This is a genomic window from Levilactobacillus sp. (assembly GCF_022646225.1).
In the GTDB taxonomy this organism is placed as follows: domain Bacteria; phylum Bacillota; class Bacilli; order Lactobacillales; family Lactobacillaceae; genus Levilactobacillus; species Levilactobacillus suantsaiihabitans.
Genome location: NZ_JALCJA010000006.1, coordinates 1 through 14214 on the forward strand (window position 1 = coordinate 1; position 14214 = coordinate 14214).

At 53.0% G+C, this 14214-nt stretch carries 14 protein-coding genes and 1 pseudogene; 2 read left to right on the top strand and 13 right to left on the bottom strand.

Going from position 1 to position 14214, the window contains the following annotated elements; genetic code table 11:
* Positions 1 to 346: 346 nt before the first annotated feature.
* Complete coding sequence (locus LKH74_RS10290; protein ID WP_135368275.1) at positions 347 to 964, bottom strand: LysE/ArgO family amino acid transporter; 618 nt, start codon at positions 962 to 964, stop codon at positions 347 to 349.
* A 386-nt stretch (positions 965 to 1350) separates the two neighbouring features.
* On the opposite strand from LKH74_RS10290, the gene abc-f reads away from it, so the two are divergent.
* Positions 1351 to 2838, top strand: coding sequence for a ribosomal protection-like ABC-F family protein (gene abc-f / locus LKH74_RS10295; RefSeq protein WP_287788894.1), 1488 nt, complete (start codon positions 1351 to 1353; stop codon positions 2836 to 2838).
* 273 nt (positions 2839 to 3111) lie between these two features.
* On the opposite strand, the gene LKH74_RS10300 is transcribed toward abc-f, so the two are convergent.
* The 12 genes and pseudogenes from LKH74_RS10300 to LKH74_RS10355 form a co-directional block, all read right to left on the bottom strand.
* Complete coding sequence (locus tag LKH74_RS10300; protein WP_287788895.1) at positions 3112 to 3669, bottom strand: DapH/DapD/GlmU-related protein; 558 nt, start codon at positions 3667 to 3669, stop codon at positions 3112 to 3114.
* A 17-nt stretch (positions 3670 to 3686) separates the two neighbouring features.
* Complete coding sequence (locus tag LKH74_RS10305) at positions 3687 to 4049, bottom strand: nuclear transport factor 2 family protein (protein WP_287788897.1); 363 nt, start codon at positions 4047 to 4049, stop codon at positions 3687 to 3689.
* A 178-nt stretch (positions 4050 to 4227) separates the two neighbouring features.
* A complete protein-coding gene (locus LKH74_RS10310) occupies positions 4228 to 5067 on the bottom strand; it encodes an SDR family oxidoreductase (protein ID WP_287788898.1) in 840 nt (279 codons plus the stop codon).
* Positions 5068 to 5103: 36 nt separating this feature from the next.
* A pseudogene (locus LKH74_RS10315) lies at positions 5104 to 5706 on the bottom strand (NAD(P)H-binding protein).
* Positions 5707 to 5791: 85 nt separating this feature from the next.
* Positions 5792 to 7132: an MFS transporter gene (locus LKH74_RS10320; RefSeq protein WP_287788899.1), complete on the bottom strand. Its 1341-nt coding sequence runs from the start codon at positions 7130 to 7132 to the stop codon at positions 5792 to 5794.
* A gap of 297 nt (positions 7133 to 7429) precedes the next feature.
* On the bottom strand, positions 7430 to 8473 hold the full coding sequence (locus LKH74_RS10325; RefSeq protein ID WP_287788900.1) for a zinc-dependent alcohol dehydrogenase family protein: 1044 nt from the start codon (positions 8471 to 8473) through the stop codon (positions 7430 to 7432).
* 15 nt (positions 8474 to 8488) lie between these two features.
* Positions 8489 to 8968, bottom strand: a complete 480-nt coding sequence (locus LKH74_RS10330; RefSeq protein WP_287788902.1) for a flavodoxin family protein — start codon at positions 8966 to 8968, stop codon at positions 8489 to 8491.
* Between the two features lie 171 nt (positions 8969 to 9139).
* Positions 9140 to 9778 (bottom strand): NAD(P)H-binding protein, encoded by a 639-nt coding sequence (locus LKH74_RS10335; protein ID WP_287788904.1) that lies wholly within the window; start codon positions 9776 to 9778, stop codon positions 9140 to 9142.
* 64 nt (positions 9779 to 9842) lie between these two features.
* On the bottom strand, positions 9843 to 11423 hold the full coding sequence (locus tag LKH74_RS10340; RefSeq protein WP_287788906.1) for a cation:proton antiporter: 1581 nt from the start codon (positions 11421 to 11423) through the stop codon (positions 9843 to 9845).
* Positions 11424 to 11498: 75 nt separating this feature from the next.
* Positions 11499 to 11936 (bottom strand): MerR family transcriptional regulator, encoded by a 438-nt coding sequence (locus LKH74_RS10345; RefSeq protein ID WP_287788907.1) that lies wholly within the window; start codon positions 11934 to 11936, stop codon positions 11499 to 11501.
* A 14-nt stretch (positions 11937 to 11950) separates the two neighbouring features.
* Positions 11951 to 12604, bottom strand: coding sequence for an NAD(P)H-binding protein (locus LKH74_RS10350; protein ID WP_287788908.1), 654 nt, complete (start codon positions 12602 to 12604; stop codon positions 11951 to 11953).
* A 93-nt stretch (positions 12605 to 12697) separates the two neighbouring features.
* Positions 12698 to 13342 (bottom strand): TetR/AcrR family transcriptional regulator, encoded by a 645-nt coding sequence (locus LKH74_RS10355; protein WP_287788909.1) that lies wholly within the window; start codon positions 13340 to 13342, stop codon positions 12698 to 12700.
* A 175-nt stretch (positions 13343 to 13517) separates the two neighbouring features.
* Here LKH74_RS10355 and LKH74_RS10360 point away from each other — a divergent pair, with 175 nt between their 5' ends.
* Positions 13518 to 14120 carry an NADPH-dependent F420 reductase gene (locus LKH74_RS10360; RefSeq protein ID WP_287788910.1) on the top strand — a complete coding sequence of 201 codons (603 nt, stop codon included), beginning with the start codon at positions 13518 to 13520 and terminating at the stop codon, positions 14118 to 14120.
* Positions 14121 to 14214 lie beyond the last annotated feature (94 nt).

Genomic DNA, 14214 nt, shown 5'->3' on the forward strand with positions numbered 1-14214 from the left:
TAGCTGCATTGACGACTAGTCTTTCATTAACACAGTGTTGCTGACAGGTATCAACTTGCCGGAGGCAGCCAGGGTGGAGCCAGCTGTGTCGGCGGTGTTGGCTGAGGTTCTTTCTCAGCCTACAGCGCGGGGCGACTTTGAAGACTTACGGGTTTAGTGAGGCTTCAAAGCGAACCGGAAGCCCGCTTCTCAGGCTGGAGGTGTCCCCCATAGCAGGTGGAACCCTGGCTGACGCAGGCGCCTGGTTTCACCAATTTTAGCTTCAACCTTCACCTGGGCAAATTAAAAGAGCACTGCCAGCTCAGTGGACGTGCTCCCAATCGACAAATTTTATCATTTAATCCGGCTAAATCACCATCATCACCGCTTGGTACAACAGGTAGGCCCCGTACACCATGACGATGCCGCCGGAAACGATGTTGACCCACATCAAGAACTTCTGCGGCAACCGTTCCTTGAGCAGACCCAAGATCAGCGTGATGCCAAAGAACCAGATGGCCGTGGCGGATACGACCCCGGTGATGAAGGGGGTGACCTCGTTGTCGGCCAGCGACCCGCGTAAGGCCCCGAACATCAGGCTGGTGTCGATGATGGCCTGGGGATTGGCCCAGGTCACGACCCAAGCGTTGACCAGCGACTTTTTCATCGTCAACGGCGTATTGGCACTTTCCAATTTGAAACTGGCCGCCGAGCGCAGGATGCCAAAGCCAATCCAGATGACCAGCAGGCCCCCCAGAAACATGATGATCAGCTTGAACAGCTGGTGGGAACTGATGATGGCCCCCATACCAAAGAAGGCGGCCAGCGTCAGTGCCGTGTCGGCGAACCACACCATGATGGTGACGGGCCAAGCCCGCTTCAATGGCTGGTTAATGGCGTTGTTAAAGACGAATAAATTTTGCATCCCAATCGAGGATACCAGAGCCAGACTCAACAGTAGGCCCTTCAAGTACATTGCGGACATGATAACTCGCTTTCCCTCCAGGCCCACTCCGATAGTCGCCCGAGTTTTTTTCAGTATTCGATTAGCATACCAAATATTCTGTGAAAATTAAAGATAAACGAAAAAGAAACGGGCCCCTATCCCCCATCGTGAAGGACCGACACCGTTCAGGGGCAACCCGCCTAATCCCCACGGCTTTAATTGCCAGATGCGTGGTCCCGGTGACCCAACTGGTGACCGGCGACTAACTAGAGTTGATTTTAATCTAATTTTAATCTAAAATTCACTTTGAGATGGCTGAGTCATCCCCACACTAAACCGAAAGAACGCGATTCACGTGAAAAACCTAACGCAGAACACCCCATTATTGCGGAAACCTAGCCAACCAAGATGGGAAGTCTCGTTATATGCCCAAAGTTTCATTACACCAATTGACCTTCGGCTTTGCGTCGAACACCGACTTACTCTTTGATCACGTGGATCTAGACCTCGATACCCGTTGGAAACTCGGCTTGGTCGGCCGTAACGGGCGGGGCAAGACCACCCTGTTCAACCTCTTACAAGGCCACTACCCCTATCAGGGGCACATCACCAGCACCACACCCTACACCTATTTTCCCGCCCCGGTCCCCGACCCCACTTTGCCAGCGATGACCGTCCTACAAGCCACTGCGGACGTGGCCGACTGGCAAGTGGTCCGCGAATTGCGGCAACTTCAGCTGGACCCGCAGCGCTTGGAGCAGCCCTTTGCCGCGCTGTCGGGCGGGGAACAGACCAAGGCTTTGCTCGCGATTTTATTTGCCGACGAAACAGCCCTGCCCCTGATCGACGAACCGACCAATCACCTGGACCTGGCCAGTCGCCAACAGGTCGCGGACTACCTCAAACGCCAACGCCGCGGCTTCATCGTCGTCAGTCACGACCGGCATTTTCTCAATCAGGTCACCGACCACACGCTGGCCATTGAACGCCGCCAGATTCGACTGTATCAGGGGAACTTCGCCGTTTACGAGGACCAAAAGCAGCGCCAAGACGCCTTTGAAGCGCAACAAGACGCCAAGTTAAAAAAGGAGGCCGACCGCTTGAAACAAGTCGCCGTCGACCGGACCAACTGGGCCCAGGTCACCGAGAGCCGCAAGCACGGCAATCCGCACCAAAAGAACAGCGGCTGGCAGGCGGCCGGGGCTAGTGCCTTACCGGCTAAGATGATGAAACGCGCCAAGAACCTCGAACGCCGGCGGGATCGCGAACTCCAGGCCACCGAGGGACTGCGGCAAAATATCGAACACGTGGCCGCGCTGTCCCTGACGCCGATGACCACGCACTACCAGCCGCTGATCCACGTCGCCGACTTTGCGTTGTGGTACGGCGACCGACAGCTATTTCAGCCCGTGTCCTTTGACCTCAACGCTGGCGACCGGCTTGCCTTGGTGGGACCCAACGGCTGCGGCAAGTCCTCGTTCATCCACTACCTCCAGGGGACCTTCACCGGCCAGCACACTGGTAGTGCCACGATCCACCAGCAGCTCACCTTGAGCGTGACCCGCCAGTTGACCGCCGAAAACGGCTCCCTGACGGCATTTGCCGCGGCCCATCACCTGAACTATCGTGAGTTGTTGAATACCTTGAAAAAACTCGGCCTGCCTCGCGACGTCTTCGCCACGCCCATCGACCAGATGAGTCTGGGTCAGCAGAAAAAAATCGAGCTCGCCCAATCGCTCATGACGCCGGCCAACCTCTTCATTTGGGATGAGCCGCTAAATTACTTGGACGTGTTCAACCAAGACCAGCTGGCCACCCTGCTCACGCAGACGCAGCCCACCCTCCTGTTGGTCGAACACGACCAGGATTTTATCGCCGCTGTGGCCACGAAGGTGGTGCGGTTGCGGCCGTAAAAAGCTAGAAAAAAGGCACCTGTGGCGGTGTCTTTTTTAGTCCGAGAGTATTTACATATTTGGTTTCGTACAACATGCAAGATTCAAAATTTCTAATTTTTATCCAGTATACTGGATAAAATCCAGAATTCCCCAGTTTCTTCCAGTATACTGAAAGAAATCCAGACCGTTCATCGGCCGATTCCAGACGGAACACATCTGGGCGGTGCTGATCAAGTCCGTGGGGAAGGTCACGTCGACGTTCGCCATGATGTTTCACATGAAACATTTAACCTAATCCAGCGTCTTCACAACCTTAGCTGGCACCCCTACGGCGACCGCATTATCGGGGATATCCTTGGTGACCACAGCGCCCGTCCCCACAATGGCATTCTCCCCAATCGTTACGCCCGGCAAGAGACTAACCCGGGCGCCAATCCAGGCATTACGCTTAATGTGAATCTCCTTGGTCAAGATTGTTCGAATATTTTTGGGCTCATGATTGACCGTAAAGAACCCCACTTCCGGCCCCATCATGACGCCATCGTCAATAGTAATGGTGCCCGCCGCCATCATGGTCAAGCCGTGATTGGCGTAAACATTTTTGCCCAGAAAGACCCGGCTGGCCGTATCGATGTGCATCGGCGGCGTAAAGAAGGTGCCGTCGGTCATTTGCCCGTGAAGTAAGCGATTTTCCAAATCCAAGATACGCTGTTTTTGCTTAGGATTGGTTTGGTTAATTTGAAATTGTAACGCATCCGACCGATCAATTTCACCGTGAACTTCTTTTAAATAGGCCGCGTCGTGGATATCGTAAGCCTGGCCCGCTCTTAAATTTTCAAATACACCCATGATTAATGCCTTCCTTTCTAATACGTCGTGACAACCGCTGACAAAATCTGCCACCGACCATCAATTTGCGAAACCGTCATGACCGTATTCAACGGCCACTCATGCCGCCCGCTACCATGAATGCTGGCTACGACCCGGTTTTGACCGGTCACCTGCCAGCCTGACGCGGTCGCTCGCATCGCCACGTGGTCTTCGATAGAAGAAAAGTAATGCATGGTTCCCCGTTTCAACTCACCCAGCCATTCCGCGCGTGGCTGCACGTATCCCGTCATGTGGGTCAGCGTGAAGTCCGGCCCCAGTAAGCGGTCCAAGGCCGCCGTGTCATCTGCCGCCATGGCTTGGTTGTAGTCCCGGTAAAGTTGTAAGATTTCTGTGTTCATGTTAAAACCGCCTCTCAATCCATTTTCATTTAATAAAACCTTACTGTAGTTCCTTGCAGTTACTTCAAGGCAAGGCCCATTGCCCTAAGAATGATAAACGAGCCCATAAAAAACGTCCCAATCGCCTCGGAGGAGGCGTTCGAGACGTTCACAGTCAGTCTTTTCTACCCTGTCTAGCCTATTCGCCCGCCGGAAAATCCGTCGAGGCGGCCAGATCCGTTTGTGTCTTGAAATCGGCGACTCGCTTTTCCAGCGTCGCAATCGTATTTTCCAGCGCTTGGGAACCCAAGACCATCCGCAATGGCGCTGGGTCTTGCGCAACACTTTCGATGATGCGACTGGCCATACGCTTAGGGTCGCCAGGCGCGAGTCCATTGGCCGGGTCTAGCATCGTTTGAAAGGCGTGCGCCGGATTGCCTTCGTACGCTGGCATCGCCTTGGCCACCTGCGCACTGCCATAACGAAATTCAGTCCGCGCACCACCGGGTTCAACGATGGTCACGCCAATGTTAAAGCTGGCCACTTCCTGGGCAACGGCCTCCATGAAACCTTCAATCCCAAACTTGGCGGCATGATACATCGCATTCCCCGGAAAGGCCACCTGACCACCGTAGGAAGAAATCTGAATCAAGCGGCCATGTCCCTGATGCCGCATGCTAGGTAAAATGGCCCGCACCATTTGAATGGATCCCGTCAGGTCAGTCGCGATGATCCGATTGATCTCGTCATCGCTCAATTCCTCAGCGGCACCAAATAACCCGTAGCCAGCATTGTTGACCAATACATCAATCTGATAATCCTGCGTTAACTTGGCGACTAAGCGATGAATGGCCGAAACATCCGTCACATCAAGGATTTCACTAACAAAGGTGTCGGGATACTGGTCCATCAAGTCCTGCACCTTGGCAACGTTACGGACGGTGCCAATGACCGTCTTCCCCTGAGCCAAGAGTTGCTCGGTCATCGCGTGACCAAATCCACTGCTAACACCAGTAATCAACCATGTTTTATTTTCCATTTCTACAATACTCCTTTAATTCAAGTCCACCGTTATCTACTTGCGGTTAATACCTAGGCTATCGCGAGACCCCAACGTCTCGTCGTGGGCCAAACGCATGACCAGGTCGGCAATGCTTTACCGGGAAACATCATGGCCGCCGAAGGGTTCGCCCTTCTTGGTCACCTGGTAGTCGGTGTCATTACCGTTGTCAAACCAGCCGGGCCGGATGACCGTGTAGTTCAGATCAGATGCTTCGATCACGTCGGCGGCGTTGCGGTAACCTTGCAGCATCGGGTTAGTGGCCAAATTGCCGCTGGCGCCCACGCTCGCCGGAATTTCGTTGTAAATCCCCATCGAGGCAATGAATAAGAGGCGCTTGACGCCCGTCTCATCCATAGCGGTAACGAGACTCTTTGCCATACCAGCAAGGTTCCCACTCAAGGCAGCAAAAACCACGTCCTGACCCTTAAGTGCATCCTTCAACGTTGCCGTATCCGTGACGCTGCCAGTGACTGCACGTTCGCGGTCGGACAATTGGCCCAAGCGACGGGTGTTCCGCGCCATCAAGGTCAGTTGGTCAGCCGTGTGGTCCAAGAAATATTGACGGGTAACGCTACCCACAGAACCCGTTGCCCCAATAACTAAAACGTTTGTCATGATTCATTTCCTCCAATTCATTCGTTGATAAATTCAGTGTAGCCCCTTGCAGTTACTTCAAGGCAAGGCCCATTTCAACTTATTTTTAATTTTTTTGACGTTCACCCGGCACAATTAGGAAGATGGCGGCTAATAAGGCCAGTAACAGCAAGCCGGCACCCGTCAGGATAGCGTGTTGGAACCCTGGTACTTGACCACCAAAGAGATCTTGCATGGTCACCAGAATCGACAACCCTACGGAGCCACCAATCTGATGCATGACGTTGACCACCCCAGAAGCGGCACCAGCGTCAGCCCCTTGCGTGTGCGCGACTCCGGCCGCCGTGAAGGGACTCAGGGAGAAGCCTTGACCAATTCCGACGACGACCATTGGCGCGGCGATTCCCCACCAGTAGCCGGTCGTCGGCGTAAACCAACTCAGCCAAAGCATGCCAAGCGCCGTCAGCGCAATCCCGATGACCAGTAGGCCGCCATTACCCCATCGCGCCGTCAGTCGGGCAACCTGAAGCGCAATGATAAAGTTCACCACGGTTAAGGGGAAGAACGCGACCCCTGCCATCAACGCGCTGAATCCCAATTGATTTTGCATGAGTTGTGGCGTGATGAACCAAAAGCCCATCATGGCCCCGAGGTAAAGGAAACGCCCCACGTAAGCCCCAATCCGTTCACGGTCAGTAAACAATCGTAACGGCATGATCGGTTGCCCCGTCCGGTGTTCCTGATAAATGAAGATACCCAAGAATACGACGGCCAAGAGTAAGGCCGGCAGCTTGGCCCAATTTCCAATAATACTGTAGACCAGTACACTCATCCCAATCAAAGAGCTCAGGGTGCCGACCCAATCCAATTTGCCAGATTGACCGCGATCCGCGCTGAGCTTCTTAACCGCCAAATAATACATCCAGATACTGATGGGAACGTTCATGAAGAAACCAACCCGCCAGGTTAACAGACTGGCGAAGACGCCGCCAATGACCAGACTGACGCTAGCACCAATGCCGGCCATGGCGCCATAATAAGCGATGGCTTTGACGCGTTCAGCCCCCTCGTAAGTATCCATCAAGATTGCCAGCGTGGTTGGCGCCAGAATAGCCGACCCAATGCCTTGAAAGGCCCGAGCGGCAATGATCATCGGCGCATTTACCGCCAGCCCGACCAAAAGTGACCCCAGGCCAAAGATGATCAGTCCTAATTTAAAGACCCGTCGCCGACCAAATAGATCTCCGGCCCGGCCCCCTAACAACAAGAAACCACCGAACGTCAGCGAATAAGCACTGCTGACCCAAGATAGCGTCGCCTGATTCAGGCTTAAATCTTGGGCAATTTTAACCGTCCCCGTGAAGATGATTGAATTGTCCAAGAGAATCATGAAATAACTCATTAAGATGACCAGTAAGATCCAGTCAACTCGTTTTTGCTTTGCCATGTGTATTTGCTCCTCGTCTTTAAGTGAATGATTAGGAGTTTAGACCTTCATCCGTACTTCAAGGCAAGAAGAAATTTGAAATAAATTAAAAAGCTCTCGGCGAATCCCACATTTCACGCCAGTCACTCATTTTCAAAAAGACAGACTTGTAAGGAATTCTAAAGTCTTGTCGCCCAGGGGTTACAAATTCCTCACCAATTTCGTTAGTAAGCGTAGAGAGGGTATTTTTCCCATTAAAAAGGGGCCTGCAGCTACTGCCACACGCCCGTTTTTATTATTAATAATTGAATTTAATTATTAGTCACTGATAATTAACAATGATTTAATTGCTTCTCGCTTGTCCATGGCCTCATAGGCGTCCTGGACGTGATCAAGGTCAAAGCGTTGCGTGAAGACCTTGCCCGGGTGAATTTCACCTTTCAAAACGGCGTCCAGCAGAACAGCCCGGTCGTAAGTTGTGACCGAAGCGATTCCACCGCGCAGGCCAATGTTCTTCCAGAACAAGTTGTTGGTGTTCATTTCAGCCTTTTGCGGCACACCCACACGACCAACCACGGCACCCGGACGGCCTACCTTGACGGCCGTATCGACGGATTGTTCAGTCCCGACACATTCCAAGACGGCATCGGCACCAGCACCAGCCGTCAGGGCCATGACACGTTCAACGGCTTCATCGCCGCGTTCGGCTACGATATCGGTCGCGCCAAATTCCTTGACCAACGCCTGGCGATCGGCGTGGCGGCTCATGGCAATAATTCGCTTAGCCCCACGAAGCTTGGCAGCAATCACCCCGCACAGACCCACGGCGCCGTCACCCATAACGACCACCGTATCGCCGTCCTTAACTTCGGCGGTCGCGGCGGCGTGGTAACCCGTAGCCATCACGTCGGCCAGCGTTAACAGGTCGTTGAGTTGGGCATCGGAGTAGTCACTGGGTTGACCGGGCACCTTGACTAGGGCCCAGTCGGCGTTCTTGAAGCGTAAGTATTCGCCTTGGTAGCCGACGATTTCGTCATCGGTCCGTGCATTTTCACAATCGCCGTCAAAGCCGGCCAGGCAAGCCGCACAGTGACCGCAACCATGGGTGAACGGGGCGACGACAAAGTCACCGGGCTTCACGTTGGTGACATCGCTACCCACACTCTCCACGACTCCGATAGCTTCGTGACCCACCGGCGTGTTCTTTTGCCGGTCGTTGATGCCGCGATACCACCACAGGTCGGAGCCGCAAACACAGGCGCGGACGATTTTTAGAACGGCGTCCGTGGGATTCTTCACTTCTGGTTTAGGTAATTCTTGGGCTTCTACCTTGCCTGGTTCAACAAATACGGCTGTTTTCATTTGAAATTCCTCCAATTATTTAATTAGGTTCTGCCACCAACTGGTCAGCTGCTGCTCGGCGTCCCGCAGTTCTCCCGCTGTCAAACCAATTCCCGGGACCACAGTAGCGGTCGTGACCAGACTGGCAAAGTCATCCTCATAACCACCGGGAGTACCGGCGTCCGTGTAGAACGGCGCGACGGTGCCCTGGAAGTTCGTAAGCTGCTGTAAGAATGACCGGACCGGCGTCGACACCTTCGCCGACCAGACGGGACCGCCCACGAGCAACACGTCATAGGCGCTAACATCGGGGAGCACATTGGTTAAGGCCGGTAACTGCTGCGTTATCAGCTGCTGGTTCGCCACATCAGAGGTAGCGTACATATCGTTAGGAAAGGTTTCTGCGGCGACCGTCAAGTCCACCCGATCACCGCCAGTCACGTGCTGCAGAGCAGTCGCTAGCTTGGCGGTAGTCCCGGACCATGAATAATCGACAATTAACGTTTTCGTTGCCATGTGCAGATCTCCTTTATCTATTCAATGGTTCCAGTTTAGACCTTGAAGTAGACTTTAAGGCAAGCGTTTTTTCAAAAAAACAGACTTGGGCTTCATTACTTGTCGACGCGTTCTGATTACCACGGCGCTACACGGCATGCCCCCCTATCACCAGCCAGCCTGTCGCTTAAGCTAGGCATACACCGGCGTATCGCCATCCGTACCCGCCTTCGCAATGCCAAGGCTACTGCGGCTGTGCAGGGCCGGATTCTTAGCAATCTTCACGATCAAATCGGCAATACTTTGCCGCGAGATGGTCGTTCCCTTGAAAGTTTCGCCCTTTTCCGTCAGCTCGTAATCGATCTCGTCCTTGTTGGTCATGTAGCCAGCCCGGATGATGGTGTAATCGAGCGGTGAATCTTCGATAATTTTGGCCGCTCGCCGTGTATCCTCCATGACGGCGTGCCCAATCGACCGTTCCAACCAGGCATCAAACTTTGCTGGCAATTCGTGGTACAGGCCCAATCCCGTAATATACAGTAAGCGTTTCACGCCAGTTTCCTCCATGGCTTGCACGATATTTTTGGCCATGGGTTCAAACGTCCCACCCAAATCAGCTAGTACCAGGTCTTGACCGGCCATGGCGGCCTTTAGGGTGGCGTAATCATTGACATCACCTTCGACAACCGTTTCTCGTTGTGCGTCAACCGCGTTTAGTCGCGTTGCTTGGCGTAGGTACAAAGTCAACGTCGCATTCGTTTCGGCCAGCAACCGCGTCCGGACCAATTGGGCAATTTGACCATGCGCACCTAGAATTAAAATTTTCATCATGACACACTCCTTTTGACTGATTACGCTCACGATAAACCTTCGAGTCGACTCGAAGACAAGTCTTTTAAACCATTCGGCTGTAAGGGTCCACCACCAAGGCTTCCGACATCAAAACTTCCGTGTAAATATCGTGTAACAACGTCACATCAACGACGTGGCGGCGTGCCTGGTCGGCCAAGAAGGCCCGTTCACTAGCAAATGCTTGCATCATGGCCCAGCGTTGATCACGACTTTGGAGAAAACTGATGGCTTCATGATGACTAATAATACCGCGCCAACGTCGGAGATAGGCCTGCAACGGATTGCGTTTGTTTTGGTCCTGAAGATCATAGATGACCACGTGCTTAACACTTTCTGGTAAATCCAACTCCTGAACCCGTTGAATTCCCACGGCCGTCATCTCGCGACGAATCTGCGCCAGAATCTTAGTTTTGCTGAGTGCATCGCCGTCTTGAGGCAACAACCGTTTGAACAACACGGTCGGTACCAACATACTCAGAATAATGACCACCGTTTCCATCAAGATTACTTGCTGAAATTGACTGGTGGGCAGCATCCCCAGAACGGAAAAGGTCATGGCTAACGTCACCGTCCCGTGAACACCACCCAGTGCAAACAACCAACTGGTTCGCCACCGATGCTGAGCAATAAAGAAATAGGCGTAAATGGTCCGGCAGAGGAGCAAGGCTAAATAAACCGTTACCCCCCACCACAGCCACTGGAGCGACTGAAACATTTGCTGATACTGTTCCTGAACAATGCGTTCCAAACTAATGCCGAGAATCACAAAGACCGCACCATTTAGAATTTCTGAAATAAAATTCATCAGCTGCGTCCCCAGATACATCTGCCGCGGCGCCGTAAACCGACTACCGTTAGCTTCCCCATTGTGAATCAAGCCCGCGACCACAACCGCGATGATCCCTGACACGCCCAGTTGCTCCGCAATCAAATAAATCACGATTGGTGTCAGCAGATAGATGAGGGTCTGGGAAGAAATCACGTTTTCTTCGGTTCGCACCAAGGCCTGCCGAAATAACATGATAGCCACTGCTAGCACAGCACCCACGAGGGTACCACCAACTGCGGAGATTAAGAGTTTACCGATGTTTTGACTAAAAGAAAACTCGCTGGTCTTCAGCCATAGCAACCCAGCTTGTAGCAGAATCAGCCCGGTGGCATCATTAAATAAGGACTCCATTTTTAACTGGTTACTCAGTCGATCACTGATTTTTCTCCCGGTAATGACGGATTCAAATGCCGTGGCATCCGTTGGCGTACTAATCGCCACCATCACCAGTGCTAAAGGCAAACTGACCGCGAAGATGCCATGTAACCCAACAGTTGCGACCACGGCTGACCCGATGGCCAAGGCAAAAGCCGTTCCCAAGATACTGGGAATTCCTTTCCCCACCTTAACCATTGGCGTCGTTTGACCTTCGAAAAATAGCAGCGGTGCTAGAATCAAGACCATAAAGATTTCATTTTCAAAATTCAAGACCAAATGATTTAACCCTGGAATCAGCGCGACCACAATTCCCGCCAGTAATGCCAAATACGTCTTAGGAATCGGTAACCATTGCGCTACCAGATTCGCTAAAGCGACTGTTACTAACAAAACGAATGTCGAAGTGAAAAGTGCCATTCGACCGACCTCCTAATTATATTGACCCCACAACCTCAAAAAGAGCGACCATTCACAAATAGTCGCTCTTCGTTATCAATTCAGTTCATCGTCGGCCTGCTCTGTCGACTCCAGCTTTTCCGCGTGTTGCTTTTCCAATTCCCGCAGTTCGGCTTCTGTGGTTTCCATATGATCATAGAAGTGGTTGAGCTTGTAGTTCAAGTGGTCGATGGCCGCCTGCAGATCGTCGCGCTTTTCTTCCATGACGGCCAGCTGCTCTTTCAACAGAGCCTTTTGTTCCTTGGTGTTGTCCTCTTGCGCGTCAAACAATTCAATGTAGCGCCGCAGGTTTTCGATACTCATCCCTGCTGCGCGCATTTGCGTGACAAAGCGAATCCGCCGAATGATGCGGTCGTCGATATCACGATTACCCACCTCGGTCCGGTCGATGGCGGGAATCAGGGATTCCTTTTCGTAATACCGAATGGCTGCGGCGGAGACCCCCGTCTTTTCGCTTGCTTCTTTAATGTTCATTTCCCATCGCTCCTTTAGTAAACCGGTCGGTCGTTGCCCGCCGTAGTGGGGTCGGCCATGCCAATGCTATCGCGACTGTAACGGGTCGGGTCCGCGATGATCTGCAAGACCACATCGGCGACGCTCGCCCGGGATCCCGAGACCCCCTCGTACAGCTGGTCCTTGGCCGTCACCGTGTAATTGACGTCGCGATCATTCAACCACGGCAACCGCAGCGTCGTGTAGTCCAGCCCCGAATCGGCCAATAATTGGTCAGATCGCCGGGCTGGCGCCATCCCTGCGCCAATCATCTCCAAGTTCCAGCGACCAAATTCGCCGCCGACTTCATTATACAACCCCAAGACGTTGGTAAACAGCACCCGATCAACGTGGTTGGCTTGCATCCCAGCAATCACGTTTTTCGTTAACCGGTTTTGTCGGTCATGGTCCACCACGGCCACGAAGACCAGATCTTGGCCGGCCATTGCCTTGGCCACAGCGTCAGCATCCGTAATGTCCCCCTCGATCAACGTGACGCGGGGATTGTCCTGCAGATCGTTCAACCGACTGGCGTGACGCAAGAACAGCGTCAAGGCGACGTCTTGAAAGGCCGCCTCCGTTAAGATCCGGTGTTCCACGAGTCGCGCAATTTGGCCGTTAGCGGCGAGAATCAATACCTGTTTTGTCATCCGTGTCATTTCCTTTCATGTCACTTGAATGACCTTAGGATAGACCTTGATGTGTACTTCAAGGCAAGGGGAAAGTTTAAAAATTTTTCTTCCCTACAAAATCAGCGCATAGGTCTCCCGGAACTTCCGCAAAACCGCCGCTTCCAGGCCGGCCACCTGCTTGACGTCCAGGCGTGCCTGGCTGTTGGCTGCCAACAGACTGACTAGTTGCAGGTGCAAGGTCGCTTCCACATACCGTCCCGCCTGGTCAACTGCCAGCTGGCGATGCTGCACCCGAGTCAAGATGCCTTGAATCAGCGTTTGGGCCTGAAAAATCACAAAGTCGGCGGGGTAGACGTCCATCAACACTTTTTGCGCCTGACCCTGAGTGATGTAAGTCTCTAGTTGGGCGAAGTAATCCTGCTGGGCTTCGCTGACCGCCTGAAAGTGTTCTGGGTAGTGGGTCCGCAGGTCGGCCATAAACCGTTCGGTGGTCATTCCCATCAGCTGGAGCGACGCCAACCAAATCGGTAGGAAGGTCGCCGGGGAAAATTGCTGCGGCACGGGATGTTCCGCGATGAAGCCCAAATGGCGTTCGACCACGGCCTGAACGACCTCATCTTTGTTCTTGAAATACAGATACAGACTGGCCCGGCTAATGCCTACCGCGGCGGCCAGTTTCCCCATGGATAATTTTTGAAAGCCTTCAATTAAGACGACTTGGTTCAGCTTGCGCATTAAGTCTTTTTGATTGATCACGTCTAGTCACTCCTTATGTAACCAGCATAGCATTTCTTGGCGTTTTAGACTACTTAAAATCTTATCTGTCTAATCATAAACGTAACCACGAGATTCTCACAAACAAATAACTTCGCTTTTTCCCGCCAGTCCCGTAGACTAGACCTAAGACAATTTACCGAAAGGATGAAGCATTATGAATATTGGTGTTGTGGGTTCCGGAACGGTCGGTACGATTTTGACGCAGACCTTCAGTCGTGGCGAAAACACCATCGTCTTGAGTCATCAGGGTGGAGCGGCCAGTCTGACACCCCGTCGCGCAGAATTTGCGGCCAACGTGACCTTTGGTGAGGTCGCCGTGGCCCTCCAACAGCCCTTAGTCATCATTGCCGTACCGTTTACGGTGGCACCGACTGTTTTAAGCCAAGTCGCCGATTACCAACAACGTATCGTGGTCGATGTGACCAATCAATTTACCGCGGACTTTAAGAAGATCGACACGCGCCCATTGACCAGTAGCGAAGTCATTGCGCAGGCCGCGCACAACGCCCGGGTCATCAAGGCCTTTAACACCTTGCCCCATGAGCTGATGACCGGGCACGTCGACGGTCCCGGCCAACGGGTCCTGTTCTACGCCGGCGACGATCGCCCCGCCAAAAAGCAGTTCGCCGAGCTGGTCAAGCCACTGAATTTCCACCCGGTCAACCTAGGCAAGCTCCGTCACGGTGGCAGCGTCATGCAGGTCGGTGGCGGCTTGGGTCATACGGCGTTCGTGCAATTGGATGAATCACTGGACTAGTTGGGTTTAAAAAAGTTTGGGACAAACTCCCCACTCGCATAAAAAGGGACCACCCAAGAAATTGTGTAACTTCTTGGGTGGTCCCCTGTTTGTG

Bases quoted from the DNA above. Each gene is read 5' to 3' on its own strand.
- LKH74_RS10345 (WP_287788907.1), bottom strand. From the start codon at position 11,936: ATGAACATTAAAGAAGCAAGCGAAAAGACGGGGGTCTCCGCCGCAGCC.
- LKH74_RS10340 (WP_287788906.1), bottom strand. From the start codon at position 11,423: ATGGCACTTTTCACTTCGACATTCGTTTTGTTAGTAACAGTCGCTTTA.
- abc-f (WP_287788894.1), top strand. From the start codon at position 1,351: ATGCCCAAAGTTTCATTACACCAATTGACCTTCGGCTTTGCGTCGAAC.
- LKH74_RS10290 (WP_135368275.1), bottom strand. From the start codon at position 964: ATGTCCGCAATGTACTTGAAGGGCCTACTGTTGAGTCTGGCTCTGGTA.
- LKH74_RS10305 (WP_287788897.1), bottom strand. From the start codon at position 4,049: ATGAACACAGAAATCTTACAACTTTACCGGGACTACAACCAAGCCATG.
- LKH74_RS10350 (WP_287788908.1), bottom strand. From the start codon at position 12,604: ATGACAAAACAGGTATTGATTCTCGCCGCTAACGGCCAAATTGCGCGA.
- LKH74_RS10310 (WP_287788898.1), bottom strand. From the start codon at position 5,067: ATGGAAAATAAAACATGGTTGATTACTGGTGTTAGCAGTGGATTTGGT.
- LKH74_RS10300 (WP_287788895.1), bottom strand. From the start codon at position 3,669: ATGGGTGTATTTGAAAATTTAAGAGCGGGCCAGGCTTACGATATCCAC.
- LKH74_RS10330 (WP_287788902.1), bottom strand. From the start codon at position 8,968: ATGGCAACGAAAACGTTAATTGTCGATTATTCATGGTCCGGGACTACC.
- LKH74_RS10320 (WP_287788899.1), bottom strand. From the start codon at position 7,132: ATGGCAAAGCAAAAACGAGTTGACTGGATCTTACTGGTCATCTTAATG.
- LKH74_RS10360 (WP_287788910.1), top strand. From the start codon at position 13,518: ATGAATATTGGTGTTGTGGGTTCCGGAACGGTCGGTACGATTTTGACG.
- LKH74_RS10325 (WP_287788900.1), bottom strand. From the start codon at position 8,473: ATGAAAACAGCCGTATTTGTTGAACCAGGCAAGGTAGAAGCCCAAGAA.
- LKH74_RS10335 (WP_287788904.1), bottom strand. From the start codon at position 9,778: ATGATGAAAATTTTAATTCTAGGTGCGCATGGTCAAATTGCCCAATTG.